This window comes from Mesorhizobium sp. M0478, from assembly GCF_040321305.1.
In the GTDB taxonomy this organism is placed as follows: domain Bacteria; phylum Pseudomonadota; class Alphaproteobacteria; order Rhizobiales; family Rhizobiaceae; genus Mesorhizobium.
Genome location: NZ_JAMYRH010000009.1, coordinates 87831 through 109650, shown reverse-complemented (window position 1 = coordinate 109650; position 21820 = coordinate 87831). Strand labels below are relative to the sequence as shown.

General features: G+C 62.8%; 23 protein-coding genes. 18 read left to right on the top strand and 5 right to left on the bottom strand.

Annotated features, from left to right (window positions below; translation table 11 throughout):
- Position 1: 1 nt before the first annotated feature.
- Positions 2-919 carry a hypothetical protein gene (locus NKI64_RS21400; protein ID WP_352669837.1) on the top strand — a complete coding sequence of 306 codons (918 nt, stop codon included), beginning with the start codon at positions 2-4 and terminating at the stop codon, positions 917-919.
- A gap of 10 nt (positions 920-929) precedes the next feature.
- Positions 930-1262 carry a hypothetical protein gene (locus NKI64_RS21395; protein ID WP_352669834.1) on the top strand — a complete coding sequence of 111 codons (333 nt, stop codon included), beginning with the start codon at positions 930-932 and terminating at the stop codon, positions 1260-1262.
- 79 nt (positions 1263-1341) lie between these two features.
- Here NKI64_RS21395 and NKI64_RS21390 read toward each other — a convergent pair whose 3' ends face one another.
- Entirely contained in the window at positions 1342-1854 is a 513-nt protein-coding gene (locus tag NKI64_RS21390) for a VOC family protein (RefSeq protein ID WP_502901388.1), read from the bottom strand.
- Between the two features lie 131 nt (positions 1855-1985).
- Between NKI64_RS21390 and NKI64_RS21385 the strand changes: the two genes are divergently transcribed.
- The 7 genes from NKI64_RS21385 to NKI64_RS21355 all read left to right on the top strand — a co-directional run bounded on the left by NKI64_RS21385 (position 1986) and on the right by NKI64_RS21355 (position 8144).
- Positions 1986-3329: a TldD/PmbA family protein gene (locus NKI64_RS21385; protein WP_023816274.1), complete on the top strand. Its 1344-nt coding sequence runs from the start codon at positions 1986-1988 to the stop codon at positions 3327-3329.
- Positions 3316-4122, top strand: coding sequence for a 3'(2'),5'-bisphosphate nucleotidase CysQ (locus NKI64_RS21380; protein WP_023671574.1), 807 nt, complete (start codon positions 3316-3318; stop codon positions 4120-4122). Before NKI64_RS21385 ends, NKI64_RS21380 begins: the two co-directional genes overlap by 14 nt.
- Before the next feature lie 68 nt (positions 4123-4190).
- Positions 4191-4436, top strand: coding sequence for a DUF4170 domain-containing protein (locus NKI64_RS21375; RefSeq protein WP_023671575.1), 246 nt, complete (start codon positions 4191-4193; stop codon positions 4434-4436).
- 5 nt (positions 4437-4441) lie between these two features.
- Entirely contained in the window at positions 4442-5230 is a 789-nt protein-coding gene (locus NKI64_RS21370; protein WP_023671576.1) for a lysophospholipid acyltransferase family protein, read from the top strand.
- Positions 5227-6543, top strand: a complete 1317-nt coding sequence (gene waaA / locus NKI64_RS21365; protein WP_023671577.1) for a lipid IV(A) 3-deoxy-D-manno-octulosonic acid transferase — start codon at positions 5227-5229, stop codon at positions 6541-6543. Before NKI64_RS21370 ends, waaA begins: the two co-directional genes overlap by 4 nt.
- Positions 6544-7572, top strand: coding sequence for a tetraacyldisaccharide 4'-kinase (gene lpxK, locus NKI64_RS21360; protein ID WP_023671578.1), 1029 nt, complete (start codon positions 6544-6546; stop codon positions 7570-7572).
- An 89-nt stretch (positions 7573-7661) separates the two neighbouring features.
- Positions 7662-8144, top strand: coding sequence for a PM0630 family protein (locus NKI64_RS21355; protein ID WP_155922435.1), 483 nt, complete (start codon positions 7662-7664; stop codon positions 8142-8144).
- 60 nt (positions 8145-8204) lie between these two features.
- Here NKI64_RS21355 and NKI64_RS21350 read toward each other — a convergent pair whose 3' ends face one another.
- Entirely contained in the window at positions 8205-8438 is a 234-nt protein-coding gene (locus NKI64_RS21350) for a DUF2093 domain-containing protein (RefSeq protein ID WP_023671580.1), read from the bottom strand.
- A 113-nt stretch (positions 8439-8551) separates the two neighbouring features.
- Here NKI64_RS21350 and NKI64_RS21345 point away from each other — a divergent pair, with 113 nt between their 5' ends.
- Positions 8552-9157: a hypothetical protein gene (locus tag NKI64_RS21345; RefSeq protein ID WP_023671581.1), complete on the top strand. Its 606-nt coding sequence runs from the start codon at positions 8552-8554 to the stop codon at positions 9155-9157.
- Between the two features lie 17 nt (positions 9158-9174).
- Here NKI64_RS21345 and NKI64_RS21340 read toward each other — a convergent pair whose 3' ends face one another.
- Entirely contained in the window at positions 9175-10101 is a 927-nt protein-coding gene (locus NKI64_RS21340) for a LysR family transcriptional regulator (RefSeq protein ID WP_023705759.1), read from the bottom strand.
- Positions 10102-10193: 92 nt separating this feature from the next.
- On the opposite strand from NKI64_RS21340, the gene NKI64_RS21335 reads away from it, so the two are divergent.
- On the top strand, positions 10194-11087 hold the full coding sequence (locus tag NKI64_RS21335) for a DMT family transporter (RefSeq protein ID WP_023671583.1): 894 nt from the start codon (positions 10194-10196) through the stop codon (positions 11085-11087).
- Between the two features lie 110 nt (positions 11088-11197).
- On the top strand, positions 11198-11959 hold the full coding sequence (locus tag NKI64_RS21330; RefSeq protein ID WP_050593853.1) for a hypothetical protein: 762 nt from the start codon (positions 11198-11200) through the stop codon (positions 11957-11959).
- Between the two features lie 25 nt (positions 11960-11984).
- Here NKI64_RS21330 and mutL read toward each other — a convergent pair whose 3' ends face one another.
- Positions 11985-13838 carry a DNA mismatch repair endonuclease MutL gene (mutL, locus tag NKI64_RS21325; protein WP_023705761.1) on the bottom strand — a complete coding sequence of 618 codons (1854 nt, stop codon included), beginning with the start codon at positions 13836-13838 and terminating at the stop codon, positions 11985-11987.
- 274 nt (positions 13839-14112) lie between these two features.
- Entirely contained in the window at positions 14113-15015 is a 903-nt protein-coding gene (locus NKI64_RS21320; protein WP_023671586.1) for a LysR substrate-binding domain-containing protein, read from the bottom strand.
- 89 nt (positions 15016-15104) lie between these two features.
- Here NKI64_RS21320 and NKI64_RS21315 point away from each other — a divergent pair, with 89 nt between their 5' ends.
- The 6 genes from NKI64_RS21315 to NKI64_RS21290 all read left to right on the top strand — a co-directional run bounded on the left by NKI64_RS21315 (position 15105) and on the right by NKI64_RS21290 (position 21718).
- Complete coding sequence (locus NKI64_RS21315) at positions 15105-16655, top strand: trimethylamine methyltransferase family protein (RefSeq protein WP_023694427.1); 1551 nt, start codon at positions 15105-15107, stop codon at positions 16653-16655.
- A 61-nt stretch (positions 16656-16716) separates the two neighbouring features.
- A complete protein-coding gene (locus NKI64_RS21310) occupies positions 16717-18366 on the top strand; it encodes an ABC transporter substrate-binding protein (RefSeq protein WP_023682934.1) in 1650 nt (549 codons plus the stop codon).
- Positions 18367-18458: 92 nt separating this feature from the next.
- Complete coding sequence (locus tag NKI64_RS21305) at positions 18459-18938, top strand: DUF3828 domain-containing protein (RefSeq protein ID WP_352669825.1); 480 nt, start codon at positions 18459-18461, stop codon at positions 18936-18938.
- Positions 18939-19035: 97 nt separating this feature from the next.
- Positions 19036-19326, top strand: coding sequence for a hypothetical protein (locus tag NKI64_RS21300; protein WP_352669822.1), 291 nt, complete (start codon positions 19036-19038; stop codon positions 19324-19326).
- Positions 19327-19401: 75 nt separating this feature from the next.
- Positions 19402-20319: a right-handed parallel beta-helix repeat-containing protein gene (locus tag NKI64_RS21295; protein ID WP_352669819.1), complete on the top strand. Its 918-nt coding sequence runs from the start codon at positions 19402-19404 to the stop codon at positions 20317-20319.
- A gap of 433 nt (positions 20320-20752) precedes the next feature.
- Entirely contained in the window at positions 20753-21718 is a 966-nt protein-coding gene (locus NKI64_RS21290; protein ID WP_352669816.1) for a right-handed parallel beta-helix repeat-containing protein, read from the top strand.
- Positions 21719-21820 lie beyond the last annotated feature (102 nt).

The following is a 21820-nucleotide window of genomic DNA, read 5'->3' as shown; positions in this document are numbered from 1 at the left end:
CATGCCGACTTTTGTTGCATCTCTAGCTGACGACAATCCCGGGTTGCATGCAGGTGATGTGGAGCCGGATGAGGCGGCCAGCGCTGGCGGGCAAATCGCAGACGATGCTGCGGTGCCGATGGATGGTTCGCCAATTGTCGGCGGGGCGGTTCCCGCTAACAACAATGTCGGAACGGCGGCGCCAGTTGACAGCAGCGACGACACGCCGGGCGCAGCCGCCCACGACGCGCTAGGCAGTGCGGGCGCCGCCTTGGGTGCCAACACTAGTCAGATTGAACCTCAGCCAACCGCTGAGAGTGCAGCTCTCCAAGCACTAAGGATGAGGGAGGATTTCCGCTTCAAGGTCGGCACCGTCAAATGGTTCGGAATTCTTTGCGCTGTCGTCATCGTCGCGATGATTGGACTTGGCTTTTGGTATCTGGATAGGATTGTCGATGTCTCACAAGCTCTTCAATCAGATATGAATTTCAGCAAGGTTCTGGATGCCCCTCAATCCGACTCGCAGATCGTTTTGCTCGGGCTCGAGCATGACGGTCTTGGTATGCGCAACAAGCGATCGGTCTCGGCGCTTTACATGCGCGCATACACACAGTTTCTTGCGATCATTTCTGGTACTGTTCTGGCGCTTCTTGGCGCGGTCTTTGTGCTTGCGCGTGTCGATAGTTTGGAGACACGCGGCAATGGCACATGGGGCGGGATAACCATGGCCCTGTCTTCCAGTTCGCCGGGTGTTGTCGTGGCGATCGTCGGCACATTACTGGTGGGAAGTGTAGTCTACCTTGCCAGTGACCCTATCAAGGTCACCGATGCACCTGTATTTCTCGGGCGCGGAACATTGGGTGGCGCATTGGCGGGTAGTGCTGCCGATACCGTATCCTTAGACGAGCAAATGAGGAAACGTCTAGAAGACCTTCGTTAAGGAGCAGGTTATGATCAAGATACTTCTAGCCACATCTGCGATCACAGTGGCGAACCTCGCCCCAACTCACGCCGACCCTTTGGAGGAGGCCTATAAGCGAGGCTACGAGGATGGCTTTAAGTCCGGGTCAACACTCGCTTGGAGTGGGAGCACCACTGTGCTGGGTGGCCCTGATTTCAGCGCTATAATCGCACCGGTACCCGGAACGAATTTCCAGGTGGGGCAAGATAGCGCTGTTGCCATCGTCCCAAAGGATGCGCTCGCGCAGTTCAAAGACAAGCTTGGCAAGGATTTCATCTATGACAATAAAATACTGATGAATGATGCTGCCACGGCAAAGTAGCCACGGCAGTTGAGCTTTGCCTAGGTGCTCTGGTGGCGCGCTAGCTGCTTCAGCTGTCAGCAAGCACCAAGCAAAGCAACTACGCTCCCGCGCCAATTTGATGCGCAAGGCCACCGCGGCCTGACCGGTTATGGTGCGTGGTGCCTGACCAGGCGCTCCCGTGGATTCGTATCCCGATCAATGCGCGAAAATTTGCTCTGCGCGCGAAAGCCCTTAAATTCCAGCGCATTGCCTGAGGGTCGCGGATGAACAGCGTCGCCTGTTCGCCGGGTTCGCCCTTGAAGCGCACCATCGGCCGTTCCAACCAGTCGATGTCGGCGCGCGCTTCCAGTCGTGCGGCCAGCCGCTGCCATTCGTCAATCAGCAACACGGCGTCAAAATGCGGTATCGGCACGACGATGCCGTCGACCTTGCCGTCGCTGGCAGCCTTGGCCACCTGCGCCCGCAAATGCGCCGACATCTGGTGACCGAAAAGATCGAAATCGACCCAGGTCGACGATGAGCGGCCGATAGCACAGCCAAGCGCCTCGCCATAGAAAGCGCGGATTTCATCGAAATCACGGACCGGAAAGGCAAAGTGGAACGGCGCCATGGCGAACGCTCCGAACAGGCTGCTAATGCATCTTGATTGCCGCTTCTCCCATTGCGCAAGCGGCAGTGGAACAATAGATGGTGCATCAGCGGCTCGTCCCAAAGCCTGCTGAAAAAAACAGGACCATGCGCATGACCGATACACCAGAGGCAGCGAAATTGACCGACCGCGTCGCGGCACTGGTCGAGGCTGCCAAGCGGGCCGGCGCCGACGCCGCCGACGCGGTTGCCGTGCGCGGCCGCTCGATCGGCGTGTCGGTGCGGCTGGGCAAGGTCGAGAACACTGAGGCGTCCGAGGGCGACGATGTCTCGCTGCGCGTCTTCGTCGGCAACCGGGTGGCGAGCGTCTCGGCGACGGCGGCATCGGACCCCAAGGCATTGGCCGAGCGCGCCGTGGCCATGGCCAAAGTCTCGCCCGAGGACCCCTATCAGGGTCTCGCCGATCCGGCTTTGCTGGTCGGCAAGGTGCGCGACCTCGATCTGTTCGACGCCACCGAGGTTTCGGCCGATCAGTTGAAGGAAGCGGCCCTGGCCGCCGAGGAAGCGGCCCTTGCAGTCAAGGGCGTCACCAATTCGGCCGGCAGCGGCGCCAGCGCAGGCCTCGGCGGGCTGGTGCTTGCCACGTCGAACGGCTTCGTCGGCCACTATGTCGCGTCGCGCTTTTCGCGTTCGGCCAGCGTGATTGCGGGCGAAGGCACCGGCATGGAGCGCGACTACGAATACTCTTCGAACCAGCATTTTTCCGATCTGGACGCACCGGAATTGATCGGCCGCAAGGCCGGCGAGCGCGCCGTGCGCCGCCTCGGCGCCCGCAAGGCGGCGACCGGTCCGGTCAACGTGGTGTTCGATCCGCGCGTCGCGCGCGGCATTGCCGGTCATCTCGCCGGCGCCATCAACGGCGCTTCGGTGGCGCGCAAGACGAGTTTTTTGCGCGAGATGATGGGCAAGCAGGTTGCGTCGGCTGCCATCACCGTCACCGACGAGCCGCTACGGCGTCGCGGCCAGGCCTCGCGCCCGTTCGACGGCGAAGGCGTCGAGGGCGAAAAGCTGTTGATGGTCGAGAACGGCGTGCTGAAGCACTGGTTCCTGTCGACGTCCGCCGCGCGGGAATTGGGGCTGACCACCAACGGACGCGGCGCGCGCAGCGGCTCGTCGGTATCGCCGTCTTCGACCAATCTCGCCATCGAGCCGGGCGACAGGACGCCGGAAGACCTGATCAGGTCGCTGAAATCCGGCTTTTATGTCACTGAAGTGTTCGGCCAGGGCGTCGACATGGTGACCGGCGAATACAGCCGTGGCGCATCCGGCTTCTGGATCGACAATGGTGAGCTTGCCTATCCGGTGGCCGAGGTGACCATCGCCTCCAATTTGAAGACGATGTTCCTCAATATGGTTCCGGCGAGCGATCTTGACCGCGATTTCGGCACTGCCGCACCGACGCTGCTGATCGAAGGAATGACCCTTGCCGGAGCGTGACCCGGTCATATCGGCCGGGGCCTCGGAAGACCTCGATCTGCTGCGCGACGCCGCCCGCGAGGCGGGCGCGATCGCCATGCGCTATTTCGGCAAGAACCCGCAAGTGTGGATGAAAGGCGGCACCTCGCCGGTCAGCGAAGCCGACCACGCGGCGGACGCCTATCTTCGCGAGACCCTGCTGGCGGCGCGGCCGGACTATGGCTGGCTGTCGGAGGAAACGACTGACGATCCGGCACGGCTTCTGGCGCGGCGCACCTTTGTCGTCGACCCCATAGACGGCACCCGCGGCTTCCTCGAAGGTCTGCGCTCGTGGTGCGTCAGCGTCGCGGTGGTCGAGAATGGCCGCACGCTCACCGGTGTGCTCGAATGTCCGGCCAAGGGCGAAACCTATTGGGCGCTGCCTGGCCATGGAGCTTTCCGCAACGGCAAGCCGATTGCCGTGCGCGGCCTGGGTAAGACGGTCGAGATCGGCGGGCTGAAGCAGTTGATCGACCTGATGCCGGCGCAATGGCAAAGCCGGGTGCGGCGCGCGGCGCACATTCCCTCTCTCGCCTACCGGCTGGCGATGGTCGCCAACGGCACGCTCGACGCAACCTTCGTCAAGCCCAACGCGCATGACTGGGATATCGCCGCCGCCGATCTCATCTTGCGCGAGGCTGGCGGCGCCGTGCTCGACGGCCATGGCCGCGCGCCGCTTTATGCCGGGGAGATCATCCGTCACGGCGCGCTGGTCGCCGGCAGCGGGCAGCTGCTGACCGTGCTTGCCGGCGTCATTGCCGATACGGAAGCGTGATCGAAGGTTCCAAAGTCGGCAGCTTTGGGCTAGACCTGTCGCAAACTCACAATATGTGAAGGACCGAAATGGCCGCGGAAGACGGAAAGAAACAGCTTTTGCACCTGGTGTTCGGCGGCGAGCTGAAGCAACTGGGAGGCACCGAGTTCCGCGATCTCGACGCGCTCGACATCGTTGGCGTCTATCCGGACTATCAAACCGCGCACACCGCGTGGAAGGCCAAGGCGCAAGCCAGCGTGGACAATGCCCATATGCGCTATTTCGTCGTCCATCTGCACCGGCTGCTCGACCCTGAAAGCAAGGCCGCCGGTTGACAGTGATGGAGCATGAAGCGGTGAAAGGGCAGCCCACCGGCGCCGCGGTCCGAAGAAGACGCGGCGGCAGTTCGAAGACGTTCTGGCGCAAGATCCGCGAGCCGTTGGCGCAGTCGCGAATCGTCAAGAGCATCATCGTCAGCCTGCTCGCCCAGTTCGTCCGCCTGGTGCGCCTGACCAACCGCGTGGTCGAAGGCTCGGCTAAATTTTCAGGCGGCGACTACGCCGAATTCGAACCCGGCATCATCGCGCTCTGGCATGGCCAGCATCTGCTGACCCCAGCCTATTATCCCAAGGGACGGCCGCTGGTCGCCATGGTCTCGCGCAGCGCCGACGCCGAACTCAACGCGCTGATGATCGAAAAATTCGGCATCGAGGCGGTGCGCGGCTCCGGCGGGCGTGAAAGCACGAAGCATCTCGACAAGGGCGGCGCCAAGGCGCTCATCGCCCTGAAAAAGTCACTCGTCGCCGGCAAGAACGTCGCCATGATCGCCGACATTCCCCACGGCACGCCGCGCGACGCGGGGCTTGGTATCGTTCTGCTGGCACGCCTTTCCGGCCGGCCGATCATGCCTGCCGCCATCGCCACCAGCCGCCGCAAGGTGCTGGAAAGAAGCTGGGACAAGACCACCATCAACCTGCCGTTCGGCCGCTCCTCGATCGTCATCGGAACGCCGGTTTTCGTGCCGGCCAATGCCGACGAGGCCGAAATGGAGCGCAAGCGCCAGGAAGTCACGGCCGCGCTCAATGCCGCGACCGCCGAGGCCTATCGGCTCGTGGACGGCAGGCCATGAGCGTCGGCTGGGCGCGCGCCTTCCTGGCGGCGTACCGCCTTGCCGGTGCCGCCGCCTATCCGCTGATGGGTCCCTATGTCGCCTGGCGCACATCGCAGGGCAAGGAAGACCGCAGCCGCAGCCGTGAGCGCTACGGCGTTGCCGGGCGGCCGCGCCCTGAAGGGCCGGTGATCTGGATCCATGCGGCAAGCGTCGGCGAGACCCTTGCGGTCGTGCCGCTGGTGCAAAGCATCCTCGACTACGGTGTCAACATCGTGCTGACGACGGGCACCGTCACTTCGGCGCAGGTTGCCGACGAACGGCTGGGCGACCGCATCATCCACCAATATGTTCCGCTCGACCTGAAGCCGGCCGTCAGCCGCTTTCTCGATCACTGGCGGCCGGACCTGGCGATCATCGCCGAATCCGAGATATGGCCGATGACCATCCTCGAGCTCGGCGCCCGACACGTGCCGCAGGTGCTGGTCAACGGCCGGCTGTCCGACCGTTCGTTCAAATCCTGGAAGAAGCGCGCCAACATCGCCGAGGCGCTGTTCGAGAACCTCGCACATGTCGTTGCCCAGTCGGATGTCGACGGCGAACGGTTTCGCGCGCTTGGCGCCCGGCCGGTCACCGTGTCCGGCAACCTCAAGGTCGACACCTTGCCGCCGCCCGTCGACGAACGGGCGCTGGCGACGCTGAAGCGCCAGATCGCCGGCCGCCCGACCTGGGCGGCAATTTCGACCCATGACGGCGAGGAGGTGGTCGCGGCGGAAGTCCACGCCACGCTCTACAAGCGCCACCATGGCCTGCTGACAATCATCGTCCCGCGCCATCCCGACCGCGCCGAAGCGCTGGCAGCACAGATTTCCGGCATGGGCCTGAAGCTGGCGCGGCGCAGCAAGGGGGACCGGATCACCGCCGACACCGATATCCTCCTTGGCGATACGATCGGCGAGATGGGGCTTTATCTCCGGCTGACGGAAATCGCCTTTGTCGGCCGCTCGCTGACCTCGGAAGGCGGCCAGAATCCGCTGGAGCCGGCCATGCTCGACACCGCTGTGCTGGCCGGCCGCAACGTCCAGAATTTTCGCGAGGCCTATCAGCGCCTGCTCGACAGTGGCGGCGCCAAGCTGGTGCGCGACCGCGACATGCTGGCCGGCGCCGTCAATTTCCTGCTGAGCAATGAAGTTGCGCGCCATGAGATGATGGCGGCCGGTGCCGCCACAGTCGACCAGATGCGCGGTGCGCTGGCGCACACGCTGAAGTCGCTCGAGCCTTATATCCAGCCATTGATCGTCAAGTCGCGCCTGAAGGGCGCCGACGGGCGATAGGTGGCGTCGGAAGCACCACCTTTCTGGTGGGAAGCGCCGGACTGGCGGGTCTTTGCGCTGTCGCCGCTATCAGCGGTCTATGGCATGGTCGCCGGCCGCCATATGCATCGGGCGATACGTCAAAAGATCGACGCGCCAGTGCTTTGCGTCGGCAACTTCACCGTCGGCGGCAGCGGCAAGACGCCGGTCGCCATCGCGCTGGCCAAGCAGGCCAGGCGCATGCAGCTCAATCCCGGATTCCTGTCGCGCGGCCATGGCGGCTCGTTTGCGCAGCCGCATGTCGTCGATGCCAGTCACGACGCCGCCAAGCATGTCGGCGACGAGCCGCTGCTTCTGGCCGAGCACGCGCCGGTTGCGGTAAGCCCGAACCGCGCCGCCGGCGCCAAGCTGCTCATGGAAGCCCATGGCTGCGATTTCCTGATCATGGATGACGGTTTTCAGAGCGCGCGCATCCATATTGATTATGCGCTGGTCGTCGTCGACGCCCGCTACGGCATCGGCAATGGCCGCGTCATTCCGGGTGGGCCGCTGCGCGCCAACGTCGTCGACCAACTGGTGTTCACCGATGGGCTGTTGAAGATGGGCGAGGGCACCGCCGCCGACCAGGTCGTGCGCCAGGCGGCGCGCGCCGGCCGGCCGATCTTCGAGGCGCATGCTGAACCGGGCGGCAAGGAGCGGTTCGCCGGCCGGCGGTTCCTCGCCTTTGCCGGCATCGGCCATCCCGAAAAATTCTTCGAGACGCTGCGCGGCACGGGCGCGGAAGTGGCGCTGAGCCGGTCGTTTCCGGACCATCATTTTTATGCCCCCGACGAACTCGCCGAACTGGCGGCAACCGCGCGCCGTGAGGGACTGGGCCTCGTGACCACCGCCAAGGACGCAGCCCGGCTGCGCCATGGCGCAGCCTCGGCTGAATTCCTTGGTCAACTCGACGTGCTGGAGATAGACGCCACGTTCGAACTCGACAATGTGCCGGAGCGGATCATCGATGAGACGCTGGATGCCTGGAGACAGCGCCGGCTGCGAGGGTAGGGCGCTCCCGCGTTGACACAGGATATTTCTCGCCGCTTATCACAATTATAAGTCAGACCGGCTTCAGCGCGGGGGGTGGAATGGTTAGGTTGCGGGCACTCTTTGTGGGCTTTGTTCTTGTGGCGATGGCGAACCCATCTTCGGCGCAGGCACCCACCGCGACCGACAGCGAATTTCTGGTCTCGGTCACCGAAGCGGACGGTGCTACCCACGTTCGGCCCTCAAACATTGTACCGCTTATCCCCGATAGCGCCTGCTTTGAATGGCGCGTACGTCTGGCGCAAGGCGACAGACTGGTATCGGTCACCGAGGTGTTCGCGCTTCCCGCGGAGCCCAGGCAGTGGGGTGGTATCGACGGAAACGAATACAGCTTGAGCAAGCTATCGGGCGATCGAAGGGTCTCCGAGACCACCATGTTCTACAAACCGCAGGACGGATGGATCTCGCATGGGTGGTGCATGGCCGAGGGTGATCCGATCGGGCCGTATTCCATCAAAGTGCTTGTCGGAGATCGGCTTGTTCATAAATTCGACTTTTCGGTCGAAAACGCGCCGGCATCCTCAAAGCCATAGTCCTGCAGGCGTTCCAGGAAAATCAGATCGACGGTGAGCCTTGCTTTCCGGTGTGCCGATCTAGCCCCGGCTGCGCAGGTCCGGATGCGTTTCGATCTCGCGGCGCAGCGAGGCGGCGGCGCTGACATAGGGCTCCTGCCTGGCGACGCTCCAATATTTGAGCTCGTCCAGCGGAATGCTCTCACCGGTCACAGCGCAGCGCACGAATGCGCCGGGGCTGGTGACCTGGAAGTCGCCGTCGAGATAGCGGATCCGGGCTTCCTTGCCGCCAGGGCCTTCGAAGCGGTTCATCATGGGGTGGTGCCAGAGTTCATGCTGATTTCATCGCCATAAATTGCCGGCAAGGTCAAGCTTGACGCAATGCTGAGGCGCTATTGTCGGCTCCAAACCATTCTTATGGGACCGGCATGGACATTTCATCCGCCCGCCTGACTGCGCTGCTGCGCGAGGCCATGATATTGGCAGCGGTGCCGTCGGCGAAGGCCGATCCGGCGAAAGCAGCACTTATAAAGGCGCTGGTGCAGCCGCCGACGCCATCCGGTGCGCCTTTGCAGCCGGCAGCGGCGCCGGCGCTGCAGGCGCTGTTGTCCGCAGCCGTCGCAAAGGGGCAGCAGACGGGTTCAGCCGAGATCCTGCAGGCCTATCTGGCGCTTGCCGAACCGGGTGACGCGGCGCCCGACGATTTCGGGCCGACAACGGCTGCGACAGGCAAGGCGACGCCAGCCAACGACGATGCACAGCGCGGTCTGCCGGTGCCGCCGGCCAGGGCCGATGATGGCGCTGCCGCAAAGCCGGCAGGACTGCCCTGGTTTGCGCTTCTCGCACCGGGGGTTTCGCCGCCGCGCCGCGCCTCCGCCACCGACGCGGCGGCGAAGCGGGGGCAGGCGATGTCTGGGTCGAATGACACGGTCCAGCCCGAAGGCCGGCAGCAGATGCGTGTCGGCCTGATGGCGCTGGCAGCCGGGTTTCTGGCCGTCGCCATTGTCGGGCTCGCCTTGCTGGTGCTTGGCTGAGCACCGAACGATCGCCGCTATCGCTCGGCTTCGAGGAAAGCTTCCATCTTGTCCATCGCCAGCCCCGCCTCGACAGCGATACGGCGTGAAAGTTCGGCGGCAGCCGTACGCGGCCGCCCCAGCGGCCGGTCCAGCCAGTACGACACCGGGTTCAGCGCCGTGCGCTCGTCGACGGCGACGATGCGGCCTGCCTCCAACTGGTGTCCGGTCAGCGGCGGCCGCGCCAGCGCGATGCCGAGCCCGTAAGCTGCGGCGTCGAGCACCAGATTGTAGTCCTCGAAGCGGCGATCCTGCGGGCGCGGGCGGTAGTCCATCCCTTGCGCGGCAAACCAGGCACGCCAACCCGAAGCGTCGGAATCGTTGATCAGTGGAAACCTCAGCAGCCGGGCCGGGTCGCCGCGGCCGATCTCGCGGGCAAGGCCGGGCGCGGCGACGGGAAAGACATGTTCCTCGAACAGCTTCACCGAGATGCGGCCCGGAATGCCCCCGCGGCCGCAGCGGACCGACAGGTCGATGCCTTCATCGGCAAGGTCGCCCTGGCGGATGTCGACGTCGAGCACGATGCGCAGCTTGGTTGGATTGTTCTCCAGCGCCGCCATGCGTGGCATCAGCCACAGCCCGCTGACGGAGGGTATCGAGGTCAGCCGCACCACGGCGGTGCCGCGCGGCTCGACCCAGCGGTCGGAATGGCTGGAGATCAGCGCAAAGGCTTCCGCCGTGCGCAGATGCAGGCGGTTGCCCTCGATGGTCAGCGAGACGCCGCGCGCGCCGCGGTCGAACACTTTCAAGCCCAGCCAGTCCTCCAGCTTGGCGATCTGCCGGCTGACGGCGCCGTGGGTGATGTTGAGCTTCTCGGCCGCGGCCGAAAAGCTCCCCGTTCGCGCCGCCGCATCGAAGGCGCGCAGGGTCTCGAGCGGCACCATTGTGTCTGAGCTGTGATCCATAGTCACAGGTGATCCTCGATTTGATCGTTTGTCAACGGCGCCGAAAAGGCGCTTTCTGCCTTTCAACACTCTGGGAACCCGAGGACAGGCAGATGAGCGCAACGACCAGCACGTCGAATCCGACACAGCGGATGGACACCACGGCGGCCATCGCCGTGGCCTTGACGGTGGTCGGCTGGGCCTCGGCCTTTCCCGCGATCCGTGCCGGCCTCGCCGCTTTCGGGCCGCTGGAACTCGGTGCGTTGCGCTTTGCCATTGCCGCGGTGCCGGCGGCGATCTTTCTTGCCGTCAAGCGCCCGGCGCTGCCGAGGCTCGACGAAGTGTGGCGCCTGGTCTTTGGCGGCGCCATCTTCGTCGCGCTCTACACTGTCATGCTCAATTTCGGCGAATTGACGGTTTCGGCGGGTGCCGCCGGTTTCATCATCAATGTCAGCCCGATCTTCACCGCCATCATGGCAATGGCATTGCTCGGCGAGCGCTTCTCAAGCTGGGCCTGGTTCGGCACGGCGATTTCTTTCGCCGGCATCGGCATCATCGCTGTGGCTGACGGCAATGGCTTGAGTTTCGACACCGGCGCGCTGCTGGTTCTTGGCTCCGCGCTGTGCTCGGCCGTCAACACGATCGTCCAGAAGCCGCTCTTTGCCCGCCATCACCCGCTGACCATTTCGGCCTCGAACATGATTCTTGGCGCTCTTTGCCTGGCACCCTTTCTGCCGAGCGGCTTTGCGCAGGCCGCGGTCGCCAACACGGCCGGTATCGGCGCCGTGATCTTTCTTGGCATCGTGCCCAGCCTGATCGCCTATGCCGCCTGGGCAACCGCACTGTCGCGTCTTCCGGCAGCGCGCGCGTCGAACTTCCTCTATCTGGTCTCGCCCATGTCAGCCCTGATCGGCTTCTTCTGGCTGGGCGAAGTGCCGACGCTACTTGGTATCCTCGGCGGCGCACTGGCGCTGGGCGGCGTGATCGTGGTGAATTTAAAGCGTTAAAACAAATGATTTGAGCTGTTTTCGGACTCAAACCGGGAACCGCATTCCATCAGAATGCAGACACCCAGAGGAAGGACAGCTGTGGTATGCTGCCTTCACTGGGGGACGGAATGGGAAGACTGTTCATATCGGCAATTTTTTGCGTTTTGCTGCTGACCGGGAAAGCCGCTGCGGGCTGGTATCAGGTCGAAAACTACGAAGGCTCCATCGGACCTAACCCCGTCCACCTATCGCTGCAGAGATATGACAGTTTCGGCAGCGGGATTACGGTCGAGGGGAGCTATTTCTACGACGCGAAGCAAAGCCCGATAGCGGTGTACGGCAAGATCAGTGGCACCAGCCTCTTCCTTTGCGAGATTGCGGACGACAGGGAGTTCGACAGGTTGCTGGTCATGGGATCGAAAACGCCCGTTGGCACCGCCGGATGTCCGTTTTCTCTTGACCTTGGCGAAAGCGGCGCAACAGGGACTTGGAGCAAGGGCTCGGACAAGTTCCCGATCACGCTGAAGAAGGTCGCAAGCCTCGACGATACCAGTGAGGCGAAGGTTGACGGCACCGTCGAGATTCCCTTCTGGGCGCAGACAGCCACCCACAGATTTGCCGGGGTCTACGAGAAAGCGGGCTTTCTCGTCTGCATGAATAAGCTGCGGGTCATCGATAAGAAGAAAAAGAAGGTCGTTCAGGAGATCGCTTTCGATGACGACGATTGTGATGCCGGCATGCTGATGACTCCCATCTACATGAATGTTCAAAAACAGGTTGGGAGAAGCTTCGAGATAATCTCCGTGAATTTTCGCGGCGGTAGCGCCGGTTACTCAAGGGATTACGTTTTCTCTCATAGGTTCAAGGATTATCGCCTGTTGGTGAATTGAGCGTGTGCCCTGACCTGGCTTGTGCTCACCGCCGCCCAAACAGCCGCTCTATATCGGCGAGCTTGAGTTCGATATAGGTCGGGCGGCCGTGGTTGCAGGTGCCGGAGCCCGGCGTTGCTTCCATCTGGCGCAGCAGCGCGTTCATCTCCTCAGGCTTGAGCAGGCGGCCGGAGCGGACCGAGCCGTGGCAGGCCATGGTGGCGGCGATCTTGTCCAGTCGTTCCTTCAGCGTCTCGATCGTGTCGTTGTCGGCGATCTCGTCGGCAAGATCACGCACCAATTGCTGGACATTGGTTTCGCCGAGCATCGACGGCGTCTCGCGCACCGCCACCGCGCCGGGACCGAAACGCTCAATGCCGAGGCCGAACCGGGCCAGCGTTTCGGAATGCATGGCCAGCCGCTCGGCGTCCTCCTCCGGCAGGTCGACGATCTCCGGCAGAAGCAGCATCTGCGAGGGCACCGCGCGCGAGTGCAGGGCATTCTTCAGCGCCTCGTAGACCAGCCGCTCATGCGCCGCGTGCTGGTCGACGATGACAAGCGAATCCCTGGTCTGGGCGACGATGTAGTTCTCGTGGACCTGCGCGCGGGCGGCGCCCAGCGCGGTGCCGAGCAGCGTCTCGGCCGGCTCGGCTAAGCCGGCACGCGCATCGGCGCTGGCGAGCGGACCGGCGTCGAATGCAGCCTGGTCGTTTTCGCGGAAGCCGGCGCCGTCAAATCCCATATCCAGCGGCCGCTGTGGCGAGCGGTCAAAGCCCGAAAAGCCCGAGGCCCGGTAGGCCGCGTCAAAACTGCGATGACCGTTGGCAGGACCCGCATGGGCGTAGGAGGCGGCTCCCGGCCGGAACGCCGCCACCATCCCGGCGGCCCCGCTGGTGGCGGCTCGGATGCCGGCATTGGCCAGAGCCTCGCGGATGGCGCCGACGATCAGCCCGCGCACCAGGCCGGGGTCGCGAAAGCGCACATCGGCCTTGGCCGGGTGGACGTTGACGTCGACGGTCGCCGGATCGAGCGTCAGGAACAGCACGGTCACCGCGTGCCGGTCGCGCGGCAGCACATCGGCGAAAGCGCCGCGAATGGCGCCGGCAATCAGCTTGTCGCGCACCGGACGGCCGTTGACATAGGCATATTGCTGCAGCGCGTTGGCGCGGGTGAAGGACGGGATCGAGACGTGGCCGGTCAGGTGCACGCCGTCCCGGCTGGCGTCGATAGCGATGGAATTGTCGGGAAACTCGGCGCCCATCACCTGGGCGACGCGGCGCAGGCTGCCCTCGGTACTGTCATCGGTCGCCGGCAATTCCAGCGTCGAGCGGTCCGAGCCGGCCAGCGTGAAGCGCACGGCGGGGAAGGCGATGGCGATGCGCTTGACCACGTCGCTGGTGGCCGAGCTTTCGGCCCGCTCGCCCTTCATGAATTTGAGCCGCGCCGGCGTGGCAAAGAACAGGTCGCGCACCTCGACCGTTGTGCCGCGATTGGCCGCCGCCGGTTTGACCGCCGAAACGCGGCCGCCTTCGATGGCGATCTCGGCGGCAGCGTCGCCTGCGGTCGTGCGCGAACGGATCGACAGCCGCGCCACCGAACCGATCGACGGCAGCGCCTCGCCACGGAAGCCGAGCGAGCCGATATCATGAATGTTGTCGGCAAGTTTCGAGGTGCAGTGGCGCGCAATGGCCAGCGCCAGTTCCTGTTCGGGGATACCGGAGCCGTCATCGGTGACGCGGATCAGGTTCAGCCCGCCGCCGGCAGTGACGACCTCGACGCGGGAGGCGCCGGCGTCGAGCGCGTTTTCGACCAGTTCCTTCACCACGCTCGCCGGACGCTCGATGACTTCGCCGGCGGCGATCTGGTTGATCATCGTTTCGGAAAGCTGGCGAATGGGCATGGGGGTATTATAGGCGGATTCGAAGGGTGTGCGGAAGGCTTCAATGAATGCCGGACATTGGAGACGCCAGCGGGACAGCACCCCCCTCTGGCCTGCCGGCCATCTCCCCCGCAAGGAGGGAGATCAGATGTCACGACGGCTTTCGCCAATCTTCAATGCTTGAAGGGTGACGCGACATATGAACTGCCAATCTCCCCCCTTGCGGGGGAGATGTCCGGCAGGACAGAGGGGGGTGTGAAGGAACTCCGCGATAGTGACTACGCTGCAACCGATTTCAAGCCTGCGCCGCCAGCCAGTCCCTGACTTTCCGTGCATTCTCGCTCAACTCCCGGTTCTTCGGCCAAACCACATAGAACGCCTTGCCGGTTCTCAGCACATGGTCGGTCACCGGCACCAGCAGCCCCGACGCCAGGAGCCGTTCGGCCAGATGCCGCCAGCCGAGCGCTATGCCCTGGCCCTCCATGACGCCCTGGATCACGAGGCCGTAATCGTTGATGCGCAGGCCGCGCGCGGTGTTGTCGAGCCTGCCGCCCGCAGACTGGAACCATTCGTCCCAGCTAGCCGCCTCGCGGTAGGGCTCCTCGAGGTGGATCAGGCGATGCGTCGCCAGCTCCGCGACGCTCCTTGGCATGCCGAATTTCGCGAGATAGCTGGCGCCAACCACCGGAAAAATCTCCTCGTCGGCCAGCGGCAGCGAATGATAATCGGCCCAGTCGCGCGGTTCGCCGCCGCGAACGGCGAGCGGGATGCCCTCGGCGATGATGTCGAGATCACGGTCGGCGGTCTGGATGCGCAAGTCGATGCCCGGCAGTTCGTCGCGGAACTGCTGCAGGCGCGGCATCATCCAGAACGAGCCGAAGGCGGTCGACGCCGCCAGCGTGACATGGCCGCCGCTCGCCTGCAGGCGCAGATCCTCGGCCGATTTGCGGATATGCGACAGACCGAGCGAGACGTCGGCATGGAAGCGTTCGCCCGCTTCTGTCAGGACGACCTGGCGGTGGCGGCGCTGGAACAGCTGCGCGCTAAGCTGTTCCTCCAACCCGCGCACCGCATAAGAGACGGCGGCCTGCGTCATGCCGAGCTCGCGCCCGGCAGCGGTGAAGCTCGACAGCCGGCCCGCCGCCTCGAAGACGATCAGGCTGCCGGCCGAGGGCAGGAGGTGGCGCAGGCTTCGCATAAGCTGAGCTTATACAAGAGATCAGGATTTTCCAGCATCACATCCATATTTCCTCTCGCTAACTTGGTTGGACGGAATGAGGAGGCTCCATGAACGCACCGGCCACTGAACTGACCGAGCAAACCCACCGCCGCGGCGGCGGTCGCCTCGGACGCAAGGCGCTGAGGAGCGCCCCCGTCACCTCGTTCCCGACGCTGGTCCGCGAGATCCCCACCTACCAGATGGTCCCGGACGAGGCGGTGGAACTGATCCACCAGGAGTCACTCGCCATCCTCGAAGAGGTCGGTTGCGAGTTCCGCGACGACGAGGCGATCGCCATGTGGAAGGCGGCGGGCGCCGACGTGTCCGAGACACGCGTCCGCATCGACCGCGGCCTGCTGATGGAACTGGTCGCGAAGGTTCCGTCCGAATTCACCCTCAATGCGCGTAATCCCGAGCGCACCGTGCGCGTCGGCGGCAAGAACTCCATCTTCGCGCCGATGTATGGCGCGCCTTACGTGCGCGACCTCGACAACAACCGGCGCTATGGCACGCTCGAAGACCTCAACAATTTCCACAAGCTCGCCTACATGGCGCCGGCGCTGCATTCGTCGAGTTCGATCATCTGCGAGCCGATGGAGATCGCGGTGCCGAAACGGCATCTCCACATCATCCATTCGGCGCTGAAGCACTCCGACAAGCCGTTCATGGGCATCGTTACTTCCAAAGACCGCGCCGAAGACACGATGGCGATGGCGGGCATCGTCTTTGGCGAAGATTTCGTTCGCGACAACCCGGTGCTGGTGTCCATTACCAACTGCAACTCGCCGCTGGTGTGGGACGCCACCATGCTGGACGCGATGAAGGTCTATGCGCGCAGCAATCAGCCGCTGATCCTGGCTCCCTTTGCGCTGTGCGGCGCATCGACTTCGGCCTCGGCCGTCGGCGCGGTGGCGCAGGTCAATGCCGAAGCATTGGCCGGCGTCGCTTTCACCCAACTGCTGCGCCCGGGTTCGCCGCAAATCTACGGCCAGTTCATGGTGACGGTCGACATGAAGACCGGCGCGCCGATGGGCGGCACGCCGGAAGCCGCCCAGATGATGTATCTGATGGGCGCGCTGGCGCGGAAATACAAACTGCCCTGGCGAACCTCCGGCTTCCATGTCGGCTCCAAACTCAACGACGCCCAGGCCGGCTATGAATCCAACATGCTGATGCATGCCGCCATCCTCGCCGGCGCCAATTATATCTGGCACTCCGCCGGCTGGTTGGAGGCCGGGCTGACATGCGGCTATTCGAAATTCGCCACCGACTGCGAGCAGCTTGTCGGCTGGTATAAATATGCCGGCGGCCTGCCGTTCGACGATTTCAAGGAGGCCATGGCGGCGATCCGCGAAGTCGGGCCGCAGGGCCATTTCCTCGGCACCCAGCACACGCTCGATCATTACGAGTCGGCATTCTTCATGCCCACCATCATGGATTTCAACTCCTACGAACAATGGAAGGCTGGAGGGGCGAAGGACCACGACACGCGCGGCCGCGAGAAAGCCCGCAACATGCTGGCCGACTATGAAGAGCCGAAGCTCGATGAGGGCATTGCCGAGGGCCTCAGGGACTTTATCGCGCAGCGCGAAGAGAGGCTGCCCGACAGCGTTAGCTAAGAGAACGACGAATGAGTTGATAACGGGCGAAGACCCGATGGGAACCGCAAGGGAGAAAGACATGACACTTTTCAAAAGCAATGGCGATCGCGTGCCAACGGCCATCGAGGCGATGGCGCAAGAGACGCGTGCTGGCCGTATGGACCGGCGCGAGTTTCTTGCATTGGCAAGTGCGTTCGGCGCATCGACGGCGCTGGCCTACGGCATGATCGGCCTTGCCGCGCCGGGACAGGCTTTTGCCGAGGAGCCGAAGAAGGGCGGCACGCTGCACATATCGATGTCGGTCAAGGCCCAAAAAGATCCGCGCACCTATGACTGGGTGGAACTCGCCAACATCTCGCGCTGCTGGCTGGAGCCGCTGGTCCGCTACACCAGGGAATTCACCTTCGAGCCAGTGCTGCTCGAAAGCTGGGACATCAATGACGACGCCACGGAATACACGTTGCATGTGCGCAAGGGCATCACCTGGAACAATGGCGATGCTTTCAACGCCGATGACGTGGTCTTCAATGTTACCCGCTGGTGCGAGAAAAAGGTCGCCGGCAACTCCATGGCCGCTCGCGTCGGCGGGCTGATCGACGAAAAGTCGGGCAAGGCCAGGGAAGGCGCGATCGCCAAGGTCGACGACAATACGGTCAAGCTGACGCTCAGCGCGCCCGACATTTCGCTGATCCCGAACCTCACCGATTATCCCGCGCTCGTCGTCCACCGCAATTTCGACGCCGAAGGCGCCGACCCGGTCAAGAAGCCGATCGGCACGGGCCCGTTCGAACTGGTCTCCTACGATGTCGGCCAGAAGGCGGTGGTCAAGCGTCGTGAAAACGGCAAGTGGTGGGGTGGTGAAGCGCCGCTCGACAGCGTCGAGTTCATCGACTACGGCACCGACTTCAACGCTTCGATCAACGCCTTCGAATCCGGCGAGATAGACCTCAATTTCGAGACGCCGGCCGACTTCATCGACATCCTGGATAAGATGGGGCTGGAGAAGTCCGAGGTTGCGACGGCAACCACGCTGGTTGCCCGCACGAACGTTACCCACAAGCCCTATGACGACCAGCGGGTGCGCAACGCGCTGCAGATGGCGGTCGACAACAATGCGGTGCTGGAACTCGGCTATGCCGGGCGAGGGACGGTCGGTGAAAACCACCATGTCAGCCCTATCCATCCTGAATATTTCGCGCTGCCCAAGAAGACGCGCGACGCGGCCGGCGCCAAGAAACTGATGGCCGACGCTGGGCAGGCCGATTTCGAGCACGAGCTGATCACCGTCGAGGACGATTGGCAGAAGAACACCGGCGACGCGATTGCCGGCCAACTGCGCGACGCCGGCATCAAGGTCAAGCGCACGGTGCTGCCGGGCTCGACCTTCTGGAACGACTGGACGAAATATCCCTATTCGATGACCATCTGGTACATGCGCCCGCTTGGCGTCCAGGTCCTGGCGCTTGGTTATCGCACCGGCGAGGCCTGGAATGAATCGGCCTATTCCAACCCGGACTTCGACGCCAAGCTGAAGCAGGCGCTGTCGCTGATCGATGTGGAGAAGCGGCGTGAGGTGATGAAGGATGTCGAGCAGATCCTGCAGGATTCCGGCGTCATCATTCAACCCTTCTGGCAGAAGCTCTACAGCCACATGAACAAGAAGGTGAAGAACTACGGCGTCCACCAGACCTTCGAGATGGACCTGCAGAACGTCTGGCTTGATGGCTGAGACGGTGCAGCCGGGGCTTCATGAGCCGCAAAAAAACCGATATGCAGGATGTCTGGTATTGCACCTTGCCGCCAAACGTCCGGAGATCCTGCATGAAACCGATGGTGCTTGCCGCTGTCTTTTCGATTGCCTTGCCAGCGACAGTGCTGGCCGGGCCGGCTTCCAACGCCGTGAAGTTCTTTTATGTGCCCGAGGTGAAATTCGAGGGAGATGCAAAGTACCGCGACCGCTTCACCGAGCCGGTGTCCAAGCTGTTCGATCTCAACGACCAGGCAACGAAGAACAAGCCCGACGAAGTCGCCTGCCTCGACTTCGATCCCGGCCTTGACGCCCAGGATTTCGACCAGAAGTCGATTGCCAAGACATTGAAGCTGGCCGAGACCGTCAATGGCGATACGGCCGAAGTCACCGCCACCTTCAGCCTTTTTGCGGAAGGCGATGATTCTAAACGCGAAATGCTGTGGTCGCTGAAGAAAATCGACGGCAAATGGAAGGTCGCCGACATCACCTCCAAGACCAGCAACTGGACGCTGAGCGCGCTGGAATGCATGCCCGACAAAGCGCCGGAGTGATCCCGACGCGCTGTTCCGGCGTCGCGGCTCGCCAGCATATTGGCAGCATTCAGACATAATCGCCGCCGCCGGATCCAGGCGAGGGTGTATTCGGCCCATGACAGCCGCAATTGTCGCGGCTTGCCGAATCGTGCAACGGTCAGCACCCAGGGTCAGTGATTGTTTTCATGCTGTAACGGCGGTTTCTCAGCGCGACAGCCATAAAATTGCTAAGCAAAATATCGTAACATCCTTTGTGATGGTCGCTATATTTTGCGACGATTCAGCAATATTTGCCGGTTGCAGAAAAGCCGGATTTGGAACAGTTGCATCCGCAGGGCTGGTCACATCAGTAGTTGCTTTTTTAGATGTAGCGGGGTATGTTTCCTTGCTCGGCTGCAAGTATTAACTTGCTCAAAATTTGGAGGGTGGGCATATGAAATCGGTCACATATCTATTGTCATCAATTCTAGTTGCAATTGTAGTGGCTTGTCTTGCCACGCCGGCGTCCGCACAGGCGACCCGGACATGGGTTTCCGGTGTTGGCGACGACGCCAATCCGTGCAGCCGTACCGCACCTTGCAAGACCTTCGCCGGTGCGATCCCGAAAACCGCCGCCGGCGGCGAAATCAATTGCATCGATCCAGGCGGCTTCGGCGGGGTAACCATCACCAAATCCATGACGATCGCCTGCGAGGACGTTGAGGCGGGCGTGTTGAATGCGTCGGTGAATGGCATCATCGTCAACGCGTTGGCGACCGACATCATCGTTCTGCGCGGTCTCGATATCGACAGCGCGACGGCTGGGCCAGGTCTCAATGGAATCCGGTTTCTTGCCGGCGCCGCCTTGCATGTCGAGGATTGCGTCATTCGCGACAACACGGCTGCGGCGCCGAACGGCAACGGCATTTTGTTCGCACCGTCGGGCGCAGCCGAACTTTATGTCAGCAACTCGTTCATCACCGGCAACAATGACGGCATTCATATCCAGCCGACCGCCGGCGGCGTTGCCAAGGTCATCATTGAGAACTCGACCATTGAGAACAACAACCTGGCCGGTGTGAAGGCTGACGGCACAAGCAACACGGGCGGCTCCAACACGACGATCGTGAACAGCAGCGTGTCGGGCAACACCAACGCCGGCATCAGCATATTCAATCCGGCTGGTGGGCCGGTGATCAGCATGATGGTTGACGGCGTTGCCGTCGCCAATAACGGCGTGGTCGGCGGGCTGCGTGTCGATGGCGCCAACGCAACCATCCGCGTCGGCCGCTCGACGATCTCCGGCAATGGCACCGGCACGGTCATCGTCAACGGCGGCTTGATCTCGTCCTACGGCACCAACCAGCTCAACGGCAACACTGCTGACGGTCCCAATCCGCCAACCATCGCGCTGAAATAGCTGCAGGGGTTAACTGTTGATAGCAACGCTTGGCGCGGCAACACCGCGCCAAGTGCATTTTATGGCTGGACGCGCAACCAGTTTGAATGACCGGGCGGGTCCCGGAGTACTGCCACCAGTCCTCTCTGTCGTTGTCGACTGCCAGTCCTGATGACATGATCTCGAGGCAGGACCACGCGAAGTAGGGCGTGGCTGACAGCCAGATTACAAGACGACCGAAATCGATGTCTTGCCAAGGGCGCCCGATTTGTCGGTCCGCTCCACCGGGCTGTCAGTGAGACCATCGCAATCTTCGCGGGGATCGCTTTTGCCGGCCGAGAAACAGAGCCGATTTCAGATTGAATTGTGGTCTAGTTGCTCTTTTGGCTGTGGTGTGTTAGATTACTATTGCATGTCTGCAATAGTAGTTGTTTTCCATTGAGGGGGTGAGAAGATGAATAAAATTGTATACATGGTATCTTCTATTTTAATCGCCATGGTGATGACTTGTCTTGCCACGCCGGCGTCCGCGCAGGCGCCCCGGACGTGGGTTTCCGGCGTTGGCGACGACGTCAATCCGTGCAGCCGCACCGCACCTTGCAAGACTTTCGCCGGCGCGATTTCGAAAACGGCTGCCGGCGGCGAAATCAATTGCGTCGACCCGGGCGGCTTTGGCGCGGTGACGATCACCAAGTCGATAACGATCGCTTGCGAGGACGTCGAGGCAGGCATATCGAATGCGGGGACGCAAGTGACCATCAACGCGTTGGCGACCGACGTCGTCGTTCTGCGCGGTCTCGATATCGACACAGCGACGGCATCGCCTGGAATCAATGGCGTCCGCTTTCTCGTCGGCGCCGCCTTGCACATCGAGGATTGCGTCATTCGTGGCAACAGCTCTGCGGCGCCGAACGGCAACGGCATCCTGTTCGCACCGTCGGGCGCGTCCGAACTCTATATCACCAACAGCTTCATCACCGGCAACGGCGCGGACGGCGTTCATATCCAGCCGACCGCAGCCGGCGTTGCCAAGGTCATCATCGAGAACTCGACGATCGAGAACAACAACCTGGCCGGCGTGAAGGCTGACGGCACCAGCAACACGGGCGGCTCCAACACGACGATCGTCGATAGCAGCGTGTCGGGCAACACGAATGCCGGCATCAGCATCCTGAATCCGGTCGGCGGGCCTGCGATCAACATCATGGTTGACGGCGTTGCCGTGGCCAACAACGGAGCGGCAGGCGGCCTGCGTGCCGACGGCGCCAACGCGACCATCCGGGTCGGCAGATCGACGATCTCCGGTAATACGACGGGCACGGCCATCGTTAATGGCGGTGTCATATCGTCCTATGGCACCAATCAGCTCAACGGCAACACGGCTGACGGTCCGAACCCGCCAACCATTGCGCAGAAATAGGGTTTGCGGATTGCAGCGCTTCGCGCGGGAACCACCCGGGCGAAGCAAGCAATCGAGGGCTTGTTAGCTTCCTCAAAGTCTGCATCTTTGCCGCCAGGCGCC

What these genes read in the sequence shown, in the direction of transcription:
- NKI64_RS21320 (WP_023671586.1), bottom strand. Translation starts at nt 15,015, where the DNA reads ATGCGAAGCCTGCGCCACCTCCTGCCCTCGGCCGGCAGCCTGATCGTC.
- NKI64_RS21385 (WP_023816274.1), top strand. Translation starts at nt 1,986, where the DNA reads ATGACCGATACACCAGAGGCAGCGAAATTGACCGACCGCGTCGCGGCA.
- NKI64_RS21330 (WP_050593853.1), top strand. Translation starts at nt 11,198, where the DNA reads ATGGGAAGACTGTTCATATCGGCAATTTTTTGCGTTTTGCTGCTGACC.
- mutL (WP_023705761.1), bottom strand. Translation starts at nt 13,838, where the DNA reads ATGCCCATTCGCCAGCTTTCCGAAACGATGATCAACCAGATCGCCGCC.
- NKI64_RS21290 (WP_352669816.1), top strand. Translation starts at nt 20,753, where the DNA reads ATGAATAAAATTGTATACATGGTATCTTCTATTTTAATCGCCATGGTG.
- NKI64_RS21305 (WP_352669825.1), top strand. Translation starts at nt 18,459, where the DNA reads ATGAAACCGATGGTGCTTGCCGCTGTCTTTTCGATTGCCTTGCCAGCG.
- NKI64_RS21315 (WP_023694427.1), top strand. Translation starts at nt 15,105, where the DNA reads ATGAACGCACCGGCCACTGAACTGACCGAGCAAACCCACCGCCGCGGC.
- NKI64_RS21300 (WP_352669822.1), top strand. Translation starts at nt 19,036, where the DNA reads ATGACAGCCGCAATTGTCGCGGCTTGCCGAATCGTGCAACGGTCAGCA.
- NKI64_RS21345 (WP_023671581.1), top strand. Translation starts at nt 8,552, where the DNA reads ATGGACATTTCATCCGCCCGCCTGACTGCGCTGCTGCGCGAGGCCATG.
- NKI64_RS21395 (WP_352669834.1), top strand. Translation starts at nt 930, where the DNA reads ATGATCAAGATACTTCTAGCCACATCTGCGATCACAGTGGCGAACCTC.
- waaA (WP_023671577.1), top strand. Translation starts at nt 5,227, where the DNA reads ATGAGCGTCGGCTGGGCGCGCGCCTTCCTGGCGGCGTACCGCCTTGCC.
- NKI64_RS21350 (WP_023671580.1), bottom strand. Translation starts at nt 8,438, where the DNA reads ATGATGAACCGCTTCGAAGGCCCTGGCGGCAAGGAAGCCCGGATCCGC.
- NKI64_RS21310 (WP_023682934.1), top strand. Translation starts at nt 16,717, where the DNA reads ATGACACTTTTCAAAAGCAATGGCGATCGCGTGCCAACGGCCATCGAG.
- NKI64_RS21375 (WP_023671575.1), top strand. Translation starts at nt 4,191, where the DNA reads ATGGCCGCGGAAGACGGAAAGAAACAGCTTTTGCACCTGGTGTTCGGC.
- NKI64_RS21335 (WP_023671583.1), top strand. Translation starts at nt 10,194, where the DNA reads ATGAGCGCAACGACCAGCACGTCGAATCCGACACAGCGGATGGACACC.
- NKI64_RS21370 (WP_023671576.1), top strand. Translation starts at nt 4,442, where the DNA reads ATGGAGCATGAAGCGGTGAAAGGGCAGCCCACCGGCGCCGCGGTCCGA.
- NKI64_RS21400 (WP_352669837.1), top strand. Translation starts at nt 2, where the DNA reads ATGCCGACTTTTGTTGCATCTCTAGCTGACGACAATCCCGGGTTGCAT.
- NKI64_RS21390 (WP_502901388.1), bottom strand. Translation starts at nt 1,854, where the DNA reads ATGGCGCCGTTCCACTTTGCCTTTCCGGTCCGTGATTTCGATGAAATC.
- NKI64_RS21340 (WP_023705759.1), bottom strand. Translation starts at nt 10,101, where the DNA reads ATGGATCACAGCTCAGACACAATGGTGCCGCTCGAGACCCTGCGCGCC.